The 17,182-nt window shown below is 72.0% G+C and carries 13 protein-coding genes; 7 read left to right on the top strand and 6 right to left on the bottom strand.

All coding sequences use genetic code 11. The annotated features are described in order from the left end of the window. The first annotated feature begins 337 nt into the window (after nucleotides 1–337). From AB0N17_RS18340 to glgB, 4 genes are all read left to right on the top strand, one after another. Nucleotides 338–2,455, top strand: a complete 2,118-nt coding sequence (locus tag AB0N17_RS18340; RefSeq protein ID WP_366012370.1) for an alpha-1,4-glucan--maltose-1-phosphate maltosyltransferase — start codon at nucleotides 338–340, stop codon at nucleotides 2,453–2,455. Beyond that, nucleotides 2,452–4,167, top strand: coding sequence for a maltose alpha-D-glucosyltransferase (treS, locus tag AB0N17_RS18335; RefSeq protein WP_366012368.1), 1,716 nt, complete (start codon nucleotides 2,452–2,454; stop codon nucleotides 4,165–4,167). The genes AB0N17_RS18340 and treS overlap by 4 nt, the downstream gene beginning before the upstream one ends. A 95-nt stretch (nucleotides 4,168–4,262) precedes the next feature. Continuing rightward, complete coding sequence (locus AB0N17_RS18330; RefSeq protein ID WP_366012367.1) at nucleotides 4,263–5,648, top strand: maltokinase; 1,386 nt, start codon at nucleotides 4,263–4,265, stop codon at nucleotides 5,646–5,648. 21 nt (nucleotides 5,649–5,669) lie between these two features. Next, nucleotides 5,670–7,985, top strand: a complete 2,316-nt coding sequence (gene glgB, locus AB0N17_RS18325) for a 1,4-alpha-glucan branching enzyme (protein WP_366012366.1) — start codon at nucleotides 5,670–5,672, stop codon at nucleotides 7,983–7,985. A 49-nt stretch (nucleotides 7,986–8,034) separates the two neighbouring features. On the opposite strand, the gene AB0N17_RS18320 is transcribed toward glgB, so the two are convergent. The 4 genes from AB0N17_RS18320 to AB0N17_RS18305 all read right to left on the bottom strand — a co-directional run bounded on the left by AB0N17_RS18320 (nucleotide 8,035) and on the right by AB0N17_RS18305 (nucleotide 11,696). Continuing rightward, complete coding sequence (locus AB0N17_RS18320; protein ID WP_366012365.1) at nucleotides 8,035–10,299, bottom strand: UvrD-helicase domain-containing protein; 2,265 nt, start codon at nucleotides 10,297–10,299, stop codon at nucleotides 8,035–8,037. Between the two features lie 154 nt (nucleotides 10,300–10,453). After that, nucleotides 10,454–10,786 (bottom strand): thioredoxin, encoded by a 333-nt coding sequence (gene trxA, locus AB0N17_RS18315; protein WP_366012363.1) that lies wholly within the window; start codon nucleotides 10,784–10,786, stop codon nucleotides 10,454–10,456. After that, nucleotides 10,783–11,211, bottom strand: a complete 429-nt coding sequence (locus tag AB0N17_RS18310) for a MerR family transcriptional regulator (RefSeq protein ID WP_366012362.1) — start codon at nucleotides 11,209–11,211, stop codon at nucleotides 10,783–10,785. The genes trxA and AB0N17_RS18310 overlap by 4 nt, the downstream gene beginning before the upstream one ends. Nucleotides 11,212–11,240: 29 nt before the next feature. Continuing rightward, nucleotides 11,241–11,696 (bottom strand): Lrp/AsnC family transcriptional regulator, encoded by a 456-nt coding sequence (locus AB0N17_RS18305; RefSeq protein WP_366012461.1) that lies wholly within the window; start codon nucleotides 11,694–11,696, stop codon nucleotides 11,241–11,243. A 111-nt stretch (nucleotides 11,697–11,807) separates the two neighbouring features. On the opposite strand from AB0N17_RS18305, the gene AB0N17_RS18300 reads away from it, so the two are divergent. Then, entirely contained in the window at nucleotides 11,808–12,722 is a 915-nt protein-coding gene (locus AB0N17_RS18300; RefSeq protein WP_366012361.1) for an NAD-dependent epimerase/dehydratase family protein, read from the top strand. Nucleotide 12,723: 1 nt separating this feature from the next. Next, the gene (locus AB0N17_RS18295; protein ID WP_366012360.1) at nucleotides 12,724–13,617 is read left to right on the top strand and encodes an aldo/keto reductase; all 894 of its coding nucleotides are present in this window, start codon (nucleotides 12,724–12,726) and stop codon (nucleotides 13,615–13,617) included. 215 nt (nucleotides 13,618–13,832) lie between these two features. Here the strand turns inward: AB0N17_RS18295 and AB0N17_RS18290 are convergent, their stop codons facing one another. Next, nucleotides 13,833–14,597, bottom strand: a complete 765-nt coding sequence (locus AB0N17_RS18290) for a DUF2127 domain-containing protein (RefSeq protein ID WP_366012359.1) — start codon at nucleotides 14,595–14,597, stop codon at nucleotides 13,833–13,835. Nucleotides 14,598–14,705: 108 nt separating this feature from the next. Continuing rightward, the gene (locus AB0N17_RS18285) at nucleotides 14,706–16,379 is read right to left on the bottom strand and encodes an MFS transporter (RefSeq protein WP_366012358.1); all 1,674 of its coding nucleotides are present in this window, start codon (nucleotides 16,377–16,379) and stop codon (nucleotides 14,706–14,708) included. 129 nt (nucleotides 16,380–16,508) lie between these two features. On the opposite strand from AB0N17_RS18285, the gene AB0N17_RS18280 reads away from it, so the two are divergent. Beyond that, a complete protein-coding gene (locus tag AB0N17_RS18280) occupies nucleotides 16,509–17,132 on the top strand; it encodes a TetR/AcrR family transcriptional regulator (RefSeq protein ID WP_366012357.1) in 624 nt (207 codons plus the stop codon). Nucleotides 17,133–17,182 lie beyond the last annotated feature (50 nt).

Below are 17,182 nucleotides of genomic sequence, written 5' to 3'. Positions count from 1 at the left end.
CCTCGGCGGCGCGTTGCGTGGTGAGACGTACGGCGCTGTACGTCTCGTCGTCACCTTCGACGGTAGTGGTTACCGGGGGGTCGGTGGGGACCTGTCCGCGGGGGTGTCGGGGCGGGTGTCGGGGCGTCAAGAGGCGATGACCGGGAACCCGTGGAAAGGGGCCGGTCTTGTGTGTAGACATACGCGTGAGTAGTTAACAAAGTGCCGGATTGCCCACCCGAAGAGGATGGGAAGGCTCCACCGGTACGCACCCCACAGGCGTCCCACAGCACCGCCGCAGGACCCACCTCCCCATATCCATCCGCCCACACCCTCGTTGACGCGGACAGGAGCGGTCATGCCCGCCACGCACCACTCGTCAGCACCACCGACCGACAGCAAGGCCAAGGCAGCAGGAAAGAAGACCACGGGCAGGAAGGCCCCGCCGGCCGCCGTCGCCCGCGGCTCGGCCGAACCCCCTCCCGCGTCCGGGGAGACCACCCTCGGCCGCATTCCCGTCCTCGACGTACGTCCCGTGGTGCAGCACGGGCGCAAACCCGCCAAATCCGTGGCCGGTGAGTCGTTCGAGGTGTCGGCCACCGTGTTCCGGGAGGGGCACGACGCCGTGGCGGCGAACGTGGTCCTGCGGGACCCGGCGGGCCGGGCCGGCCCCTGGACGCCGATGCGGGAGCTGGCCCCGGGCACCGACCGCTGGGGCGCCACCGTCACCGCGGGCGAACCCGGCCGCTGGACCTACACGGTGGAGGCCTGGTCGGACCCGCTCGGGACCTGGCGGCACACCGCGGGGATCAAGATCCCGGCGGGCATCGACACCGGCCTCGTCCTGGAGGAGGGCGCCCGGCTGTACGAGCGCGCCGCCGCCGGGGTGCCGGACGCGGACCGCAAGCTCGTGCTGGACGCGGTGGCGGCCCTGCGCGACGAGAACCGCCCGGCGGCCTGGCGGCTCGCCGCGGCGCTGGCCCCGGAGGTGGAGTCGGTCCTGGCGCGGTATCCGCTGCGGGAGCTGGTCACCGCCTCCGATCCGATGCCGCTGCTGGTGGAGCGCGAACGGGCCCTGTACGGCTCCTGGTACGAGTTCTTCCCCCGCTCCGAGGGCACCGCCGAGCAGCCGCACGGCACCTTCCGCACCGCGGCCCGCCGGCTGGAGCCGATCGCCGCCATGGGCTTCGACGTCGTCTACCTGCCCCCCGTCCACCCCATCGGCACGACGTTCCGCAAGGGCCGCAACAACACCCTCACCCCCGGCCCGCACGACGTGGGCGTGCCCTGGGCGATCGGCTCGCCCGAGGGCGGCCACGACGCCGTCCACCCCGGCCTGGGCACCCTGGAGGACTTCGACTTCTTCGTCGCCGAGGCCCGCGGGCTGGGCCTGGAGGTGGCGCTCGACTTCGCGCTGCAGTGCTCCCCGGACCATCCGTGGGTGCACAAGCACCCGGAGTGGTTCCACCACCGCCCGGACGGGACGATCGCCTACGCGGAGAACCCGCCGAAGAAGTACCAGGACATCTACCCGATCGCCTTCGACGCCGACATGGACGGGCTGGTCGCGGAGACCGTCCGCGTGCTGCGGCACTGGATGCGGCACGGGGTGCGGATCTTCCGGGTCGACAACCCGCACACCAAACCGGTCGTGTTCTGGGAGCGGGTGATCGCCGAGATCAACCGCAAGGACCCGGACGTGATCTTCCTGGCGGAGGCGTTCACCCGGCCGGCGATGATGCACACCCTCGCCCAGATCGGTTTCCAGCAGTCGTACACGTACTTCACCTGGCGCAACACCAAGCAGGAGCTGACGGAGTACCTCAGCGAGCTGACGGGTGAGGCGGCGGCCTGGATGCGGCCGAACTTCTTCGCCAACACCCCCGACATCCTGCACGCCTACCTCCAGCACGGCGGCCGGCCCGCCTTCGAGGTCCGCGCGGTGCTGGCCGCGACCCTCTCCCCCGCCTGGGGCATCTACAGCGGCTACGAACTGTGCGAGAACACCCCCCTCCGGGAGGGCGGCGAGGAGTACCTCGACTCCGAGAAGTACCAACTCAAGCCACGCGACTGGCAGAAGGCGGAACGGGAAGGGCTCACCATCGCGCCCCTCATCACCCGCCTCAACGAGATCAGGCGGCGCAGCCCCGCCCTGCGGCAGCTGCGGGATCTCCACTTCCACCACGCCGACCAGGACGCGGTGATCGCCTACTCGAAGCGGAGCGGATCGAACACGGTTCTGGTCGTCGCCAACCTCGACCCCCACCACACCCAGGAGGCAACGGTCTCGTTGGACATGCCGCAACTCGGCCTGGACTGGCACGAGTCCGTGCCGGTGCGCGACGAGCTCACCGGCGAGACCTACCACTGGGGCAGGGCCAACTATGTGCGCCTCGAACCGGGCCATAGGCCCGCGCATGTCTTCACCGTCCTGCGACCGTCCAACCCGCAGATCGGAGGGTCACCCACAATATGATCGTCAATGAGCCCGTTCCGGACACCTTCGAGGACACGCCCGCCAAGGACCGGGACCCCGAGTGGTTCAAACGCGCCGTCTTCTACGAGGTGCTCGTCCGCTCCTTCCAGGACAGCAACGGCGACGGCGTCGGCGACCTGAAGGGCCTCACCGCCAAGCTCGACTACCTGCAATGGCTCGGCGTGGACTGTCTGTGGCTGCCGCCGTTCTTCAAGTCACCGCTGCGGGACGGCGGGTACGACGTCTCCGACTACACCGCTGTCCTCCCGGAGTTCGGCGACCTCGCCGACTTCGTGGAGTTCGTGGACGCCGCCCACCAGCGCGGCATGCGCGTGATCATCGACTTCGTCATGAACCACACCAGCGACCAGCACCCGTGGTTCCAGGAGTCGAGGCGCGATCCGGACGGTCCGTACGGTGACTACTACGTCTGGGCCGACGACGACAAGCAGTTCCAGGACGCCCGCATCATCTTCGTCGACACCGAGGCGTCCAACTGGACGTACGACCCCGTACGCAAGCAGTACTACTGGCACCGCTTCTTCTCGCACCAGCCGGACCTCAACTACGAGAACCCGGCGGTGCAGGAGGAGATGATCTCCGCGCTGAAGTTCTGGCTGGATCTCGGCATCGACGGGTTCCGCCTGGACGCGGTGCCGTACCTGTACCAGCAGGAGGGCACCAACTGCGAGAACCTGCCGGCGACCCACGAGTTCCTCAAGCGGGTGCGCAAGGAGATCGACGCCCAGTACCCCGACACCGTGCTGCTGGCGGAGGCCAACCAGTGGCCGGAGGACGTCGTCGACTACTTCGGCGACTACGCCTCCGGCGGCGACGAGTGCCACATGGCGTTCCACTTCCCCGTGATGCCGCGCATCTTCATGGCCGTACGCCGGGAATCCCGCTACCCGGTCTCGGAGATCCTGGCCAAGACACCGGCCATCCCGGCCGGCTGCCAGTGGGGGATCTTCCTGCGCAACCACGACGAGCTGACCCTGGAGATGGTCACCGACGAAGAGCGCGACTACATGTGGGCCGAGTACGCGAAGGACCCGCGGATGCGCGCCAACATCGGCATCCGCCGCCGCCTCGCGCCCCTGCTCGACAACGACCGCAACCAGATCGAGCTGTTCACCGCCCTGCTGCTCTCCCTGCCCGGCTCACCGATCCTCTACTACGGCGACGAGATCGGCATGGGCGACAACATCTGGCTCGGCGACCGCGACGCGGTGCGCACGCCGATGCAGTGGACGCCCGACCGCAACGCGGGATTCTCGTCCAGCGATCCCGGACGCCTCTTCCTGCCCACGATCATGGACCCGGTCTACGGCTACCAGGTCACCAACGTCGAGGCCTCCATGTCCTCCCCGTCCAGCCTGCTGCACTGGACGCGCCGCATGATCGAGATCCGCAAGCAGAATCCTGCCTTCGGACTGGGGTCCTACACCGAGCTGCCGTCGTCGAACCCGGCGGTGCTCGCCTTCCTGCGCGAGGCTCCCCTGTCGAAGGAGGGGGAGGACGACCTCGTGCTGTGCGTCCACAACTTCTCGCGCTTCGCCCAGCCCACGGAGCTGGACCTGAGCCGGTTCGGCGGGCGGCACCCGGTCGAGCTGTTCGGCGGGGTCCGCTTCCCGGCGATCGGCGAGCTGCCGTACCTGCTCACCCTCGCGGGGCACGGCTTCTACTGGTTCCGGCTGCGCCGGGAGGCGTAGTCCGGCCGGGTGGGGCGGTGGAGCGTTTCCACCGCCCCACCCGGGGCACGCAAAAGTGACACCCCCTCGCGCTCCGGGGAAAGGACGTGACGTCCATGGCGGACACGGTCACCTCTTCCGGCACCACCCGCTCCCTTCTCGCCTCGCTGGACCCCCTGTTGCGCGCGTGGCTGCCGAGGCAGCGCTGGTTCGCGGGCAAGGGGCGCCCGGTCACCGGCCTCACCCCGGTGGCCCTCACCGAACTGCTGCCGCCCGACGGGCGGCTGGGCCTGTACCACCTGCTGCTGCGCGTCCACCAGCCGTCCGCGCTCGGCGCCGAACCGCACCCGGGCGACTGCTACCAGCTCCTCATAGGCGTGCGCGAGGCGCTGCCGCCCCGGCTGGCGCCCGCGCTCATCGGACATCCGGACGAGGGGCCGCTCGCCGGACGCACGGTGTACGAGGCCCTGTACGACGCCCGGCCCGCCGAGGTGCTCCTGGAGGCCCTGCGCACCCGGGCGCGCATCGGCGGGCTGCGTTTCGAGCGGGACGCGCAGCAGGAGATCCGCGAGGGTCTCGTGGCCCGGCCGCTGACCGCGGAGCAGTCCAACTCGTCGGTCATCTATGGCGATACGTTCATCCTGAAGTTGCTGCGCCGGGTGGTGCCCGGCGTCAATCCCGATCTGGAGATACCCCTCGCCCTGGCCCGGGAGGGCTGCCCCCGGGTGCCCGCGCCGACGGCCTGGCTCCGCGCGGAGCTGGACGGCGAGTCGTCCGTGCTGGGCGTCCTGCAGCCGTTCGTGAACGGCGCGGGCGACGGCTGGGAGCTGGCGCTGCGCGAGCTGGCCAAGGGCGAGGACTTCGTCGCCGAGGCGCGGGCGCTGGGCCGGGCCACCGCCGAGGTGCACACCGCCCTCGCCCGTGCCCTGCCGACGGTCACTCTCGGCCATGTGCAGCTGGGCTCGCTGGTCGACGGCATGACCGAGCGGCTGGAGGCGGCCGTCCAGGCGGTGCCCGCCCTGCGGCCGTACGAGACCGGGCTGCGCTCGGCCTACACCGCGCTCGCCGATCTGGCCGCCGAGGGCCGCACCTGGACCGCCCAGCGGGTGCACGGCGATCTGCACCTCGGTCAGTGCCTGCGCTCGCCGTCCGGCGCGTGGTCGCTGATCGACTTCGAGGGCGAGCCGGCCCGGCCGCTGGCCGAGCGGCGCATGCCGCAGCCGCCGGTACGGGACGTCGCGGGGATGCTCCGCTCCTTCGACTACGCCGCCCACTCGGCGTCCCCGCCCGCCCCGGACTGGGCGCGGGCCTGCCGGGCCGCCTACTGCTCCGGATACGCGGAGGTGGCCGGCCGCGACCCGCGCACCGATCCGGTGCTGCTGCGGGCCTACGAGACCGACAAGGCGGTCTACGAGGTGGTCTACGAGGCCCGGCACCGGCCCGACTGGCTCCCCGTACCGCTGTCGGCGGTCCGCCGCCTCGCCACGTCCGATCCGATCTGACCTCGCCCGGGAGACTCGCTCGTGACGTCCAAGAAGTCAGCAACCTCGAAGAACAAGTCCGCTGCGGCCAAGCCCGCGAGGAAGAGGGTCAGGGAGACCCCGGCGCCGCAGGTACCGCCGCAGCCGGCGCCGCCCGCCCTGGAGATCGCGGTCTCCCCCGCCGTCGACGCGGACGACCGCGAGCGGCTGCGGCACGGCACCCACCACGATCCGCACTCCGTGCTGGGCGCCCACCCGGTCCCGGGCGGGGTCGCCTTCCGCGCCTTCCGCCCGTACGCGCAGGCGGTCACCGTGGTCTGCGGTGAGCTGCGCGCGGAGCTGCACGACGACGGCGACGGCTTCTTCTCCGGGCTGCTCCCGCTCGCCGAGGTCCCCGTCTACCGGCTGCTGGTGCGCTACGACGGCACCGAGCGCGAGACCGAGGACGCCTACCGCTTCCTGCCCACGCTCGGCGAGCTGGACCTGCATCTGATCGGCGAAGGCCGGCACGAGCAGCTGTGGCGGGCGCTCGGCGCGCACGTCACGACCGTGCAGGGCGTGTCCGGCACCCGGTTCGCGGTGTGGGCGCCGAACGCGCGGGGCGTACGGGTCACGGGCGGCTTCAACTTCTGGGACGGCAGCGGGTTCCCGATGCGCTCGCTCGGTTCCTCCGGGGTGTGGGAGCTGTTCGTGCCGGGGATCGGCGAGGGCGAGCTGTACAAGTTCGAGATCACCCGCCCGGACGGCTCGCGTTCCCTGCGTGCCGACCCGCTGGCCCGCCGCACCGAGACCCCGCCCGCCACGTCGTCGATCGTGCACACCTCGCACCACGACTGGGGCGACGCGCAGTGGATGGCCCACCGGGCCGACACCCCGGTGCACGAGGCGCCCCTGTCCGTCTACGAGGTCCACCTGCCGTCCTGGCGCCCGGGCCTGACCTATCGCCAGCTGGCCGACCAACTTCCCGCCTACGTCACCGAGATGGGCTTCACGCACGTCGAGCTGATGCCGGTCGCGGAGCATCCCTTCGGCGGCTCGTGGGGCTACCAGGTCACCGGCTTCTACGCCCCGACGGCCCGTCTGGGCACCCCGGACGACTTCAAGTACCTGGTGGACCGGCTGCACCAGGCCGGGATCGGGGTGCTGATGGACTGGGTGCCGGCCCACTTCCCGCGCGACGAGTGGGCGCTGGCCGAGTTCGACGGGCGCCCGCTGTACGAGCACCACGACCCGCTGCGTGCCGCGCACCCCGACTGGGGCACGCTGGAGTTCGACTTCGGCCGCCGGGAGGTGCGCAACTTCCTGGTGGCGAACGCCGTGTACTGGTGCGAGGAGTTCCACATCGACGGGCTGCGGGTGGACGCCGTCGCCTCCATGCTCTACCTGGACTACTCGCGCGAGCCGGGCCAGTGGTCGCCGAACGAGCACGGCGGCCGGGAGAACCTGGACGCGGTGGCCTTCCTGCAGGAGATGAACGCCACCGTCTACCGGCGCTGCCCGGGCGTGGTCACCATCGCCGAGGAGTCCACCGCGTGGGACGGTGTCACGCGGCCCACCGACCACAGGGGCCCGAGCGGCTTCGGCGGCCTGGGGTTCGGCCTGAAGTGGAACATGGGCTGGATGCACGACTCGCTGCAGTACATGAGCCACGAGCCCGTGCACCGCAAGTTCCACCACGGCGAGATGACGTTCTCCATGGTGTACGCCTACAGCGAGAACTACGTCCTGCCGATCTCGCACGACGAGGTGGTCCACGGCAAGCGGTCCCTGGTGTCGAAGATGCCGGGCGACTGGTGGCAGCGGCGCGCGAACCACCGCGCCTACCTGGGCTACATGTGGGGCCACCCGGGCAAGCAGCTGCTCTTCATGGGCCAGGAGTTCGCCCAGGGCGCCGAGTGGTCCGAGGCGCACGGACCCGACTGGTGGCTGCTCGACCCGTCGTACGGCGCCGAGGCCGAGCACCGGGGCGTACGGGATCTCGTACGGGACCTGAACGCGCTGTACCGGGCGACCCCGGCGCTGTGGCAGCGGGACACCGATCCGTCGGGCTTCCAGTGGATCGCCGGGGACGCCGCGGACGACAACGTCTTCGCGTTCCTGCGCCTCGACGCCGACGGCACCCCGCTCCTCGCGGTCTCCCACCTGGCCCCGGTGGTCCGCCACGACTACCGGCTCGGGGTTCCGGACGACGTCCCGGCCTGGCTGGAGGTGCTGAACACCGACGCGGCGGCCTACGGGGGCGGAGACGTCACCAACCCGGACGCGGTGAAACCCGAGCCCCAGGGCGCCCACGGCCGTCCGGCGAGCATCAGGCTGACGCTGCCACCGCTGGCCACGCTGTGGCTGCGGCCGGCCTGAGGCTCCGAGGCGGGGCGCGCCGGAGCGGCGCGCCCCGCGGGAGCGGCGGTTACGCGGCCGTCCCGGCCAGTGCCCGGGGCAGCTCGCCGGTGTACAGCACCCCCAGCCGCTGCGTCGCCCGGGTCAGCGCCACGTACAGGTCGCTCGTGCCGTAGCGGGCCGGTTCCACCACCAGGACCGAGTCGAACTCCAGGCCCTTGGACTGGCGCGGGTCGAGCAGGACGACGGACCGGGTGAGGTCGGGCTCGGCGCCCGCCGTGACCCCGTCCAGCCGGGCGGCCAGCGAGCGGTGCAGATCGCGCGGGGCGATGACCGCCAGGCGGCCCTCGGCCGGGGTGAGTTCGGCGACCGCCTCGGCGACGGCGCCGGGCAGGTCGCCGACGGCCTGCCGTACCCAGGGCCGTTCCCCGGTCGAGCGGACCGAGCCGGGCGGCCGGAAGTCCGGGTGCTCGGCGCGGACCACGGCCGCGGCCAGGTCCATGATCTCGGACGGGGTGCGGTAGTTGACCCCGAGGCGGGTGTGCTCCCAGCGGTCCTCGACGTAGGGGGTGAGGATGTCCGCCCAGGAGCCCACCCCGGCCGCCTCCGCGGTCTGCACCGGGTCTCCGACCAGGGTCATGGAGCGGGTCGGGCTGCGCCGCATCAGCAGCCGCCAGGCCATCGGCGACAGCTCCTGCGCCTCGTCCACGATGATGTGCCCGAACGCCCAGGTCCGGTCGGCCGCGGCCCGCTCGGCGGCGCTGCGGTGGTCGGCCTCCTCGTGCCGCTCGGCGAACCGCTCGGCGTCGATGATGTCGTGGGCGGAGAGGACCTCGGAGGCGTCGGGGTCACCGTCCTCCTTGTCCTCGAACTCGTACGTCCGGGAGGCGTAGGAGACGTCCAGGACGCCCTGCGCGTAGGCGACCTGGGTCTCGCGTTCCCGCTCGGCGCGGGCGCGTGCCTGCCGGTCGTCCTCGCCGAGGAGTTCGGCCGCCTCGTCGAGGAGCGGCACGTCGGCGACGGTCCAGGCGCGGGTCACCGGGCGGCGGATCGCGTCGGCGTCCTCCTTCGGCAGGTAGCCGTCGGGCTCCGCGAGGAAGTCGGCGACCAGCCGCCGCGGGGTGATCCGGGGCCACAGCTGGTCGATCGCGGCCCAGACCTCGGGGTTCTCGGCGATCTCGTCGCGGATCTGGGTGATGTCGGAGGCGTCGAGCAGGCTGCTGCCGTCGTACGGGTCGGTGCCCACGCGTTCGGCGTACAGCTCGGTGAGCGTGTTGAGGATGTGGCCCTCGAAGTACTCGCGGGCCGCGTTGTGCGGCAGCTTGGCGGCCCGGGTGCGCTCGCGGGCGACGCCGGCCAGGCCTTCGTCGAGCATGAGCACCTCGCGGTCGTGCTCGATCGCGATGACCGGGTCGGGCAGGGCCTGCCGGTCGCGTACGACGGCGGCGAGGACGTCGGCCATGCCGGCGCGGCCCTTCACCGCGGCGGCCTCCGGGGTGTCCGTGGCGGTCGCCCGCACGCCGGGGAACAGCTCGCCGACCGTGGCCAGCAGCACTCCGGTCTCGCCGAGCGAGGGCAGCACCTCGCCGATGTAGCCGAGGAAGGCCGGGTTCGGGCCGACGATGAGCACGGCCCGGCGGGCCAGCAGCTCGCGGTGCTCGTAGAGCAGGTAGGCCGCCCGGTGCAGGGCGACGGCGGTCTTGCCGGTGCCGGGACCGCCCTCGACGACGAGTACGCCGCGGTGCGGCGCCCGGATGATCTCGTCCTGCTCGGCCTGGATGGTCTGCACGATGTCGCTCATCCGCCCGGTGCGCGCCGAGTTCAGCGCGGCCAGCAGCACGGCGTCGCCGTTGTGGTCCTCGTACCCGGTGCGGGTGGCGTCGCCGAGGTCCAGGATCTCGTCGTGCAGGGAGGTCACCGTCCGGCCGTCGGTGCCGATGTGCCGGCGGCGCCGCAGGCCCATCGGGGTGTACCCGGTGGCCAGGTAGAAGGGGCGGGCGACGTCGGCCCGCCAGTCGATGAGGATCGGGGTGCGCTCGGTGTCCTCCTCGCGCAGCCCGATCCGGCCGATGTGGTGGCTGATGCCGTCGGCCAGGTCGATACGGCCGAAGCAGAGCGAGCCGTCGACGGCGTTCAGCGCGGCGAGCAGCCCCGAGCGCTCGGCGACCAGGATGTCCCTCTCCAGCCGGGCCTGCATGGGCTTGTCGCCCTGGGCGAGCGCGTCCGAGACCGAGGCCTCGGTCTCGCCGCGCAGGACGTCCACGCGCGCGTAGAGTCCGTCGATGAATTCCTGCTCGTTCCGCAATTCATCGCCCGGATATTCGGTGTTCGCCACATGCCTGTTTGACAATTCCGCTCCCGCCCGGATATACTTCGTTCAGTGAACTTCTCCGCGACGTGTCAAAAATGAAGTCGCGAACCACTCAATATACGCAGAGAAATCCCCCGGGCGCAATTGCCCGGGGGATTTCTTCGTGCAGCGCGCGGATTTACAGCACGTCGGCCAGCTCCTGAAGCAGCCGGCGCTTGGGCCGCGCCCCCACCATGGACCGCACCGGCTCGCCGTCCCGGAAGACCATCAGGGTGGGCGTCGACAGCACGCCGTAGGCGACCGTCGTCCCCGGGTTGCGGTCCACGTCCAGCTGGACGATCTTCAGCCGGTCCGCCTCCTCGGCGGCGATGTCCTTCAGCACCGGCGCCAGCTGCCGGCACGGACCGCACCAGTCGGCCGTGAACTGCACCAGCACCGGACGGTCCGCGCCGAGCACCTCCGTCCCGAAGTCGGTGTCGGTCACCTCGGCCAGTCCGCTCACCAAGCTCATCGTGCAGGCCCTCCCAGTTCGCACACGGGTTCCGGACCCCCCGGAACCAGCGCGTCGGCGGCCAGCTCGTCCCGGGCCCGCTCGGCCCGCTCCAGCTGCCCGGCGACCGTCTCCCGCACCTTCGACAGCTCCCCGATGAGCGCGTCCAGCTCCGCCAGCTTGCGGCGGTAGACCACGAGCGAGGCCGGGCAGGAGTCGCCCTCCGGGTGCCCGGCACGCAGGCACTCCACGAACGGCCGCGTCTCCTCCAGGTCGAACCCGAAGTCCTGCAGCGTCCGGATCTGCCGCAGCAGCCTCAGGTCGCCCTCGTCGTAGGCGCGGTGTCCCTTGTCGTCGCGCCGGGCGGGCAGCAGCCCCCGTGCCTCGTAGTAGCGCAGGGTGCGGGTGGTGGTCCCGGCCCGTGCGGCCAGCTCGCCGATTCGCATGGTCCCGACCGTAGGCGTTGACGTCGGCGTCAACGCAAGTCCGCCGGCAGCAGCGGGGTGCTGCGCACGGGCGAGGACAGCACGATCGACGTCGTGGTCCGGCCGAGCGCGGAGGTCTGCTCCAGGATCTCCTCCAGGTGCCCGGTGCCGGTGACGGCGACCTTGAGGATCCAGCAGTCCTCGCCGACCACGTGGTGCACCTCGGTGATCTCCGGGCGGCCGATCAGTTCCAGGGTCCGCGGGTGCTTGAGGGTGTAGCCGCCGTGCGGGTTGACCCGGATGAACGCCTGGATGCCGTAGCCGAGCCGGGCGGGCGCGACCCTGGCGCCGTACCCCTCGACGACACCGGCCGCCTCCAGCCGGCGCACCCGCTCGGCCACGGCGGCGGGGCTGAGGCTGACCCGGCGGCCCAGCTCGCTCAGCTTGATCCGGCCGTCGGTCTGCAGCAGCCGGAGGATCTCCCGGTCCACCCCGTCGAACGCCACCGGCGTTTCGTCGGCGACGGACCGCAGATGCCGTGCTTCTTTCGGTGCGGTGGTGCCATCTCCCATGTCTCCCCCTTCAGAGCGCCCTGTCCGGACCGGAGAATTATGGTCATGACAAAAGCGCGAGAGGTACTGGTCATCGGCGGCAACCGCTACGTCGGCAAGCGGGTGATCGACCGGCTGCTGGCGGCAGGTGACCGGGTCACGGTGCTGAACCGGGGTTCGTCCCCGCCGCCGCCGGGCGCGGTGCACGCGATCGGCGACCGGAACGACGGCACGGCCCTGGCCGAGGCGATCGGCACCCGCGCGTTCGACGTGGTCCTCGACCAGGTCTGCTACACCCCGCGCCAGGCGGCGCTCGCCCGGCGCGTCTTCGCGGGGCGCACCGGCCGCTATGTGATGACCTCGACGGTGGAGGTGTACGAGCGCGAGCACTCCGCGGCGCTCGTCACGGAGAGCGCCGTGGAGCCGGGCGCGGTCGCCGTGGACCTGGAACTGCCGTGGCACGACGCGGAGTTCCTCGAGGAGCACTACGGCGAGGGCAAGCGGCAGGCGGAGGCGGTGTTCTCGGCCGGCGGCCCGGAACTGCCGTTCGCGTCCGTGCGGGTGGCCCATGTCCTGGGCGGCGAGGACGACTTCACCGGCCGTCTCGGCCACTACGCCGACCGCATCCGCACCGGCTCCCCCATCGCCGTACCGCCGTCGGTGCACCCGGCGACGTACATCCACGTCGAGGAGATCGCGGACCTCCTCTGCTGGGCGGCGGGCGAGGACTTCACCGGCCCGGTGAACGCCGCCTCCCACGGCCTGCTGACCCTGGACGAGCTGTGCGCGGCGGTGGCGGCGCACTTCCCCGGGGGGAAGGCGGTGTTCGAGGTGACCGAGTCGGACGAGGTCTCCCCGTTCGCCTTCCGCCGCCGCTATCCCATGGACAACTCCCGTGCCGCGAGGCTCGGTTTCTCCTTCGGCGAGGTCGGGCAGTGGCTGCCGACGGCCGTCGCCGAGACCCTCGGAAAGGACGTCTGACATGCGGTACCGCACCCTGGGCGGAATGAAGGTGAGCGCGGTCGGACTCGGCGCCATGCCGCTGTCCATCGAGGGCCGCCCGGACGAGGCACGCGCCCTGGCCACGGTGCACGCGGCGCTGGACGCCGGCGTGACCCTGCTGGACACGGCCGACTCCTACCACCTTCCGGGCGAGGACCCCGGCCACAACGAACTCCTCGTCGCCCGCGCCCTGGCCGGCTACGGCGGCGACACCGACGCCGTGCTCGTGACCACCAAGGGCGGCCGGGGCCGGCCGGCCGGCGCCGACTGGACGGTGACGGGCACACCCCGGCACCTGAAGGCCGCCGCGGAGGCCTCCCTGAAGCGGCTCGGTGTCGAGGCGATCGGCCTTTACCAGCTGCACAAGCCCGACCCCGCCGTCCCCTTCGAGGAGTCCGTGGGTGCGCTGCGCGACCTGCTGGACGAGGGCAAGATCCGCCTGGCGGGCCTGTCCAACGTGGACACGGACCAGATCCGCCGGGCCCGCGCCGTCCTCGGCGAGCGGCTGGTGTCGGTCCAGAACCGCTACTCCCCCGAGGTCCGCGACAGCGACCCCGAGCTGCGGCTGTGCGCGGAGCTGGGCCTGGCCTTCCTGCCCTGGAGCCCGCTCGGCGGCATCTCCCGCAGTTCCCTGGACGGGCCGTCGGCGCTGGGCCGCGACGACCGGTTCGCCGCCTTTCACGAGGTGGCGCGGGAGCGCGGGGTGAGCCCCCAGCAGGTCTGCCTGGCCTGGCTGCTGACGCTCTCCCCGACGGTGCTCCCGATCCCGGGCGCGAGCCGCCCGGAGACGATCCGGGACTCGGCGGGTGCGGCCGACCTGCACCTGACGGAGGAGGAACGGGCGCGGCTGTCCGAGGCCGCGCGGGCCGCGTAGCCCGAACGCCGCTCGGCGGCGGAGTCCGCCGAGGGCCTCGGCGGACGACCGGCACTCCGCGCCGCGGTGGCGTGCGGGGAGGCGATGCCGGCGAGTGCGTCCGGGCGGGCGGCCCGCTCCCTCCCGGGCCCGGCCGGCCTGCCTGGGGCCATGACCGGCGGCCGGGCCCCCACGGAGCCCGGGAGAGCGGCGGTCGTCCTCGGCTCCGGCGCGGCTCAGACGGTCAGCCCCGCCGACTCCTCCACCTCCATCAGGGAGGCGCTGTGCCGCTCCTCCTCGAAGGCCTTGCGGCCGCCGCGCAGGCCGAACAGGCGCTTGGCGACGGCGATGTAGAGGACGGCGAGGATGTTGAGGACCAGGGTGGCGATCTTCAGGTAGCTGACCTTCTCGGTGAGCTCGTAGATCTCCAGCGGGAGGAAGGCGGCCGTCGCGACGACCGTCAGGTACTCGGCCCAGCGCTTGGCGTACCAGAGGCCGACCGCCTCGATCAGCTCGACCAGGGCGTAGGCGAGCAGGAGCGCCGCCACCAGCAGGAGCGTGTGGTGCTTGTAGCCGAAGGCCTTCTGGATGGAGCCGACGACCGGTGAGTGGTCGAGGTCGTAGTGGAAGTGCCGGAAGACCGGGCGGAAGACGTCCAGGTTCTCGTTGAAGAGCCGGCGCACCGCGTCCTGACTGTTGCTGAACTTCCACACCGCCACCGCGACCAGCACGATGAACACACCGCGCACCGCACGCTCGACGGCCAGAAAGCGCAGGATGAACAGGTCCCGCAGGACCTTGCCGCGCGCCACCAGCGGCGCGTCCGCGGCCGGGCCCGAGCCGTGCGGCTCGCCGAGCGCGAAGTCGCCGCAGCGCAGGCAGCGCCACACCTCACCGAGCGCGGTGTCGGCGTGCAGCCGCAGCCGCAGCCGCGGGTCGTCCGGCGCGTAGGTCACATGGCCCTTGCGTGCGCAGGTCCGCCGGTCCCAGTCGATCTTCATCCCCCGTGCCTCCATACACGTACTGACATACACATACTGACGCCACGCACGAACGTGCCGTTCCGGTTGATCCGGAACGGCACGGTAGTGGATGCGGGTGCGAGGCGGTCAGTCGGCCGCGCTGCCCACCAGCACCTTGTCCTCTTCCTCCGCTTCCGCCGCGGCGGCCTCACGGCGTGGCAGCAAGGCGGCGACCAGGATCGTGCCGATGCCGAGGATCACCGCGCCGACCAGGCTGGTGTGCGCGACCGCGTCGGAGAAGGCGGAGCCTACCGCGTCGGCCATCTGCCGTGCGCCAGAGGCGAGTTCGGCGGCCTGCTGCTTGAGCTGCGCGGCCGCTTGCGGGTCCTTGGCCTGCGCCGCCTGCGCGGCCACCCGGTGCGCCTTGTCGCCGATGCCCTGGGCGACGGCGTATCCGGCGCCGACCGAGTCCCGCGCGGTGTCCAGGGCGCTCGCGGGGAGCTTGCTGCCGGCGGTGGCCTGGTTGAGGTGGTTGCCGTACGACGTGGCGAGCAGCGAGCCGAGGATCGCGATGCCGAGCGAGCCGCCCAGCTCCAGCGAGGTGTCGTTGACCGCGCCGCCGACGCCCAGTTCGGACTCCGGGAAGGCGCCCATGATGGCGTCGGTGCAGGGCGAGAGGGCGAGGCCGATGGCGAGGCCGAGGATGATCAGGGGGGCGACGAAGTCGCCGTAGCCCGACCCCGCGTCGATGCGGGTCAGCAGCGCGAGGGCGGTGGTGCCGCCGACCATGCCGGCGCTGACGGTCCACTTCATGCCGACGCGGGGGGTGAGCCAGCCGGTCAGGGCCGAGCCGACGAAGACGGCGCCGGCCAGCGGCAGCATGCGCACACCGGTCTGCAGGGCGTCGTAGCCGAGGACGAACTGCAGGTGCTGGGTGAGGTAGTAGAAGGCGCCGAAGACGGCCAGGAAGAACAGGGCGACGGCGAGGTTGGAGCCGGCGAAGCCGCGGCCGGTGAAGCGGCGCACGTCCAGGATCGGGCGAGGGTGGCGCAGCTCCCAGCCGACGAAGGCGACCAGGCCGAGGCCCGCGACGACCGCGGCGGTGACCGCCTTGACGCCCCAGCCGAAGTGCGGCCCCTCGATGATCATGTAGACGAGCGAGCCGGCCCAGATCACCGACAGCAGGCCGCCGACGTAGTCGATGCGGTCATGGTGGCCGGCCCTGGACGGCGGTACGAGGACGAAGGCGGCGACGATCGCCACGGCCGCGATGGGCACGTTGATCAGGAAGGTCGAGGACCAGCCGTGAGCGCGCAGCAGAGCGCCGGCGACCACCGGCCCGGCGGCGATGGCGAGACCGGCGGTGGCGGTCCACAGCGTGATCGCCTTGGCCCGCTCGGCGCGCGGGAAGGTCGCGGCGAGCAGGGAGAGGGTGGCCGGCATGATCAGCGCCGCGCCGACGCCCATCACGGCGCGGGCCGCGATGACGGTCGCCGCGCTGTCGGCGAGGTACCCGAAGACGGCGCCGCCGCCGAAGACGACGAGCCCGAGGACGAGCGCGCCGCGCCGGCTGTACTTGTCGCCGATCGCGCCGAGCAGCAGCATCAGCGCCGCGTAGGGGACGGTGTAGCCGTCGATGACCCACTGCAGGTCGGCACTGGAGAGCCCGAGGTCCTTCGTCATGTCGGGCGCGGCGACCGTGAGGGCGGTGTTCGCCATCACGATGATCAGCAGGCTCAGGCAGAGCACGAGCAGTGCCCACCAGCGCCGGGCGTAGGGCCGGCCCATCCCTTCGACCGGTTCGGTCATGACGAGTCGCATGGCAGGGGTCGCCTTCCTCGGTGCGCGACGGGAACGTGCGGCTGAATTGCACACTGGCGTGCAATTGCACAACCATGTGCAATGTACGTCCGTTGCACAGCACTGTGCAAGTCGGGCCGGGGAGGCAGAATGACAGCCATGACCACGGGTAACCCCAGCCGCGCCGACGCCAACCGGCGCCGCATCCTCGACGTCGCCCTCACCGAACTGCTGCGCGATCCCGACGCGTCCATGGACCAGATCGCGCGCGCCGCGGGCGTCGTACGGCGGACGGTGTACGGGCACTTCCCCAGCCGTGAGGCGCTGATCAGCACCCTCGTCGACGAGGCCGTGGCGGCCCTGGCGGACGCGGACGCGAGCGCCAGGGCGGGGGTGACGGACCCGGCGGAGTCGGTGGCCCGCTCGGTGCTCGCCGTCTGGCAGATCGCCGACCGCTACCGTCTGCTGGTGGCCCTGGCCCAGCGCACGGTCACCGTGCAGGGCATCCGCGAGCGCCTCGCCCCGCTGCGCGAGGCCAAGGTCCGGGTGCTGCAGCGCGGCCTGGACGAGGGCGTGTTCACCTCCCCGCTGCCCGCGCCGGCGCTGGCGTACGTGCACGAGCAGATGCTGTTCGCGGTGACCGAGGCGGTGAACGACGGCCTGCTGACAGCGCACGAGGCGGGCCGCTCGGCCACGGTCACGGTCCTGACCGCGGCGGGCGTGCCCGCCTCGACGGCCGCCGCGCTGGTGGCCGAGGTGAGTGCGTACGAGTGAGGGGACGAAAGAGCCCGGACGGCCGGGGAACGGGGGAGACCCGGCCGCCC

The sequence above is a fragment of the Streptomyces sp. NPDC051133 genome, from assembly GCF_040682635.1.
GTDB lineage: Bacteria > Actinomycetota > Actinomycetes > Streptomycetales > Streptomycetaceae > Streptomyces.
Note: the sequence above shows the minus strand (reverse complement) of the source record. Positions and strands in the feature narration are given on the sequence as shown.

Excerpts from the sequence above, each read along its gene's own strand:
- AB0N17_RS18340 (WP_366012370.1), top strand. The coding sequence starts at position 338 with ATGCCCGCCACGCACCACTCGTCAGCACCACCGACCGACAGCAAGGCC.
- AB0N17_RS18290 (WP_366012359.1), bottom strand. The coding sequence starts at position 14,597 with ATGAAGATCGACTGGGACCGGCGGACCTGCGCACGCAAGGGCCATGTG.
- treS (WP_366012368.1), top strand. The coding sequence starts at position 2,452 with ATGATCGTCAATGAGCCCGTTCCGGACACCTTCGAGGACACGCCCGCC.
- AB0N17_RS18310 (WP_366012362.1), bottom strand. The coding sequence starts at position 11,211 with ATGCGAATCGGCGAGCTGGCCGCACGGGCCGGGACCACCACCCGCACC.
- AB0N17_RS18285 (WP_366012358.1), bottom strand. The coding sequence starts at position 16,379 with ATGCGACTCGTCATGACCGAACCGGTCGAAGGGATGGGCCGGCCCTAC.
- AB0N17_RS18330 (WP_366012367.1), top strand. The coding sequence starts at position 4,263 with ATGGCGGACACGGTCACCTCTTCCGGCACCACCCGCTCCCTTCTCGCC.
- AB0N17_RS18280 (WP_366012357.1), top strand. The coding sequence starts at position 16,509 with ATGACAGCCATGACCACGGGTAACCCCAGCCGCGCCGACGCCAACCGG.
- AB0N17_RS18300 (WP_366012361.1), top strand. The coding sequence starts at position 11,808 with ATGACAAAAGCGCGAGAGGTACTGGTCATCGGCGGCAACCGCTACGTC.
- trxA (WP_366012363.1), bottom strand. The coding sequence starts at position 10,786 with ATGAGCTTGGTGAGCGGACTGGCCGAGGTGACCGACACCGACTTCGGG.
- AB0N17_RS18295 (WP_366012360.1), top strand. The coding sequence starts at position 12,724 with ATGCGGTACCGCACCCTGGGCGGAATGAAGGTGAGCGCGGTCGGACTC.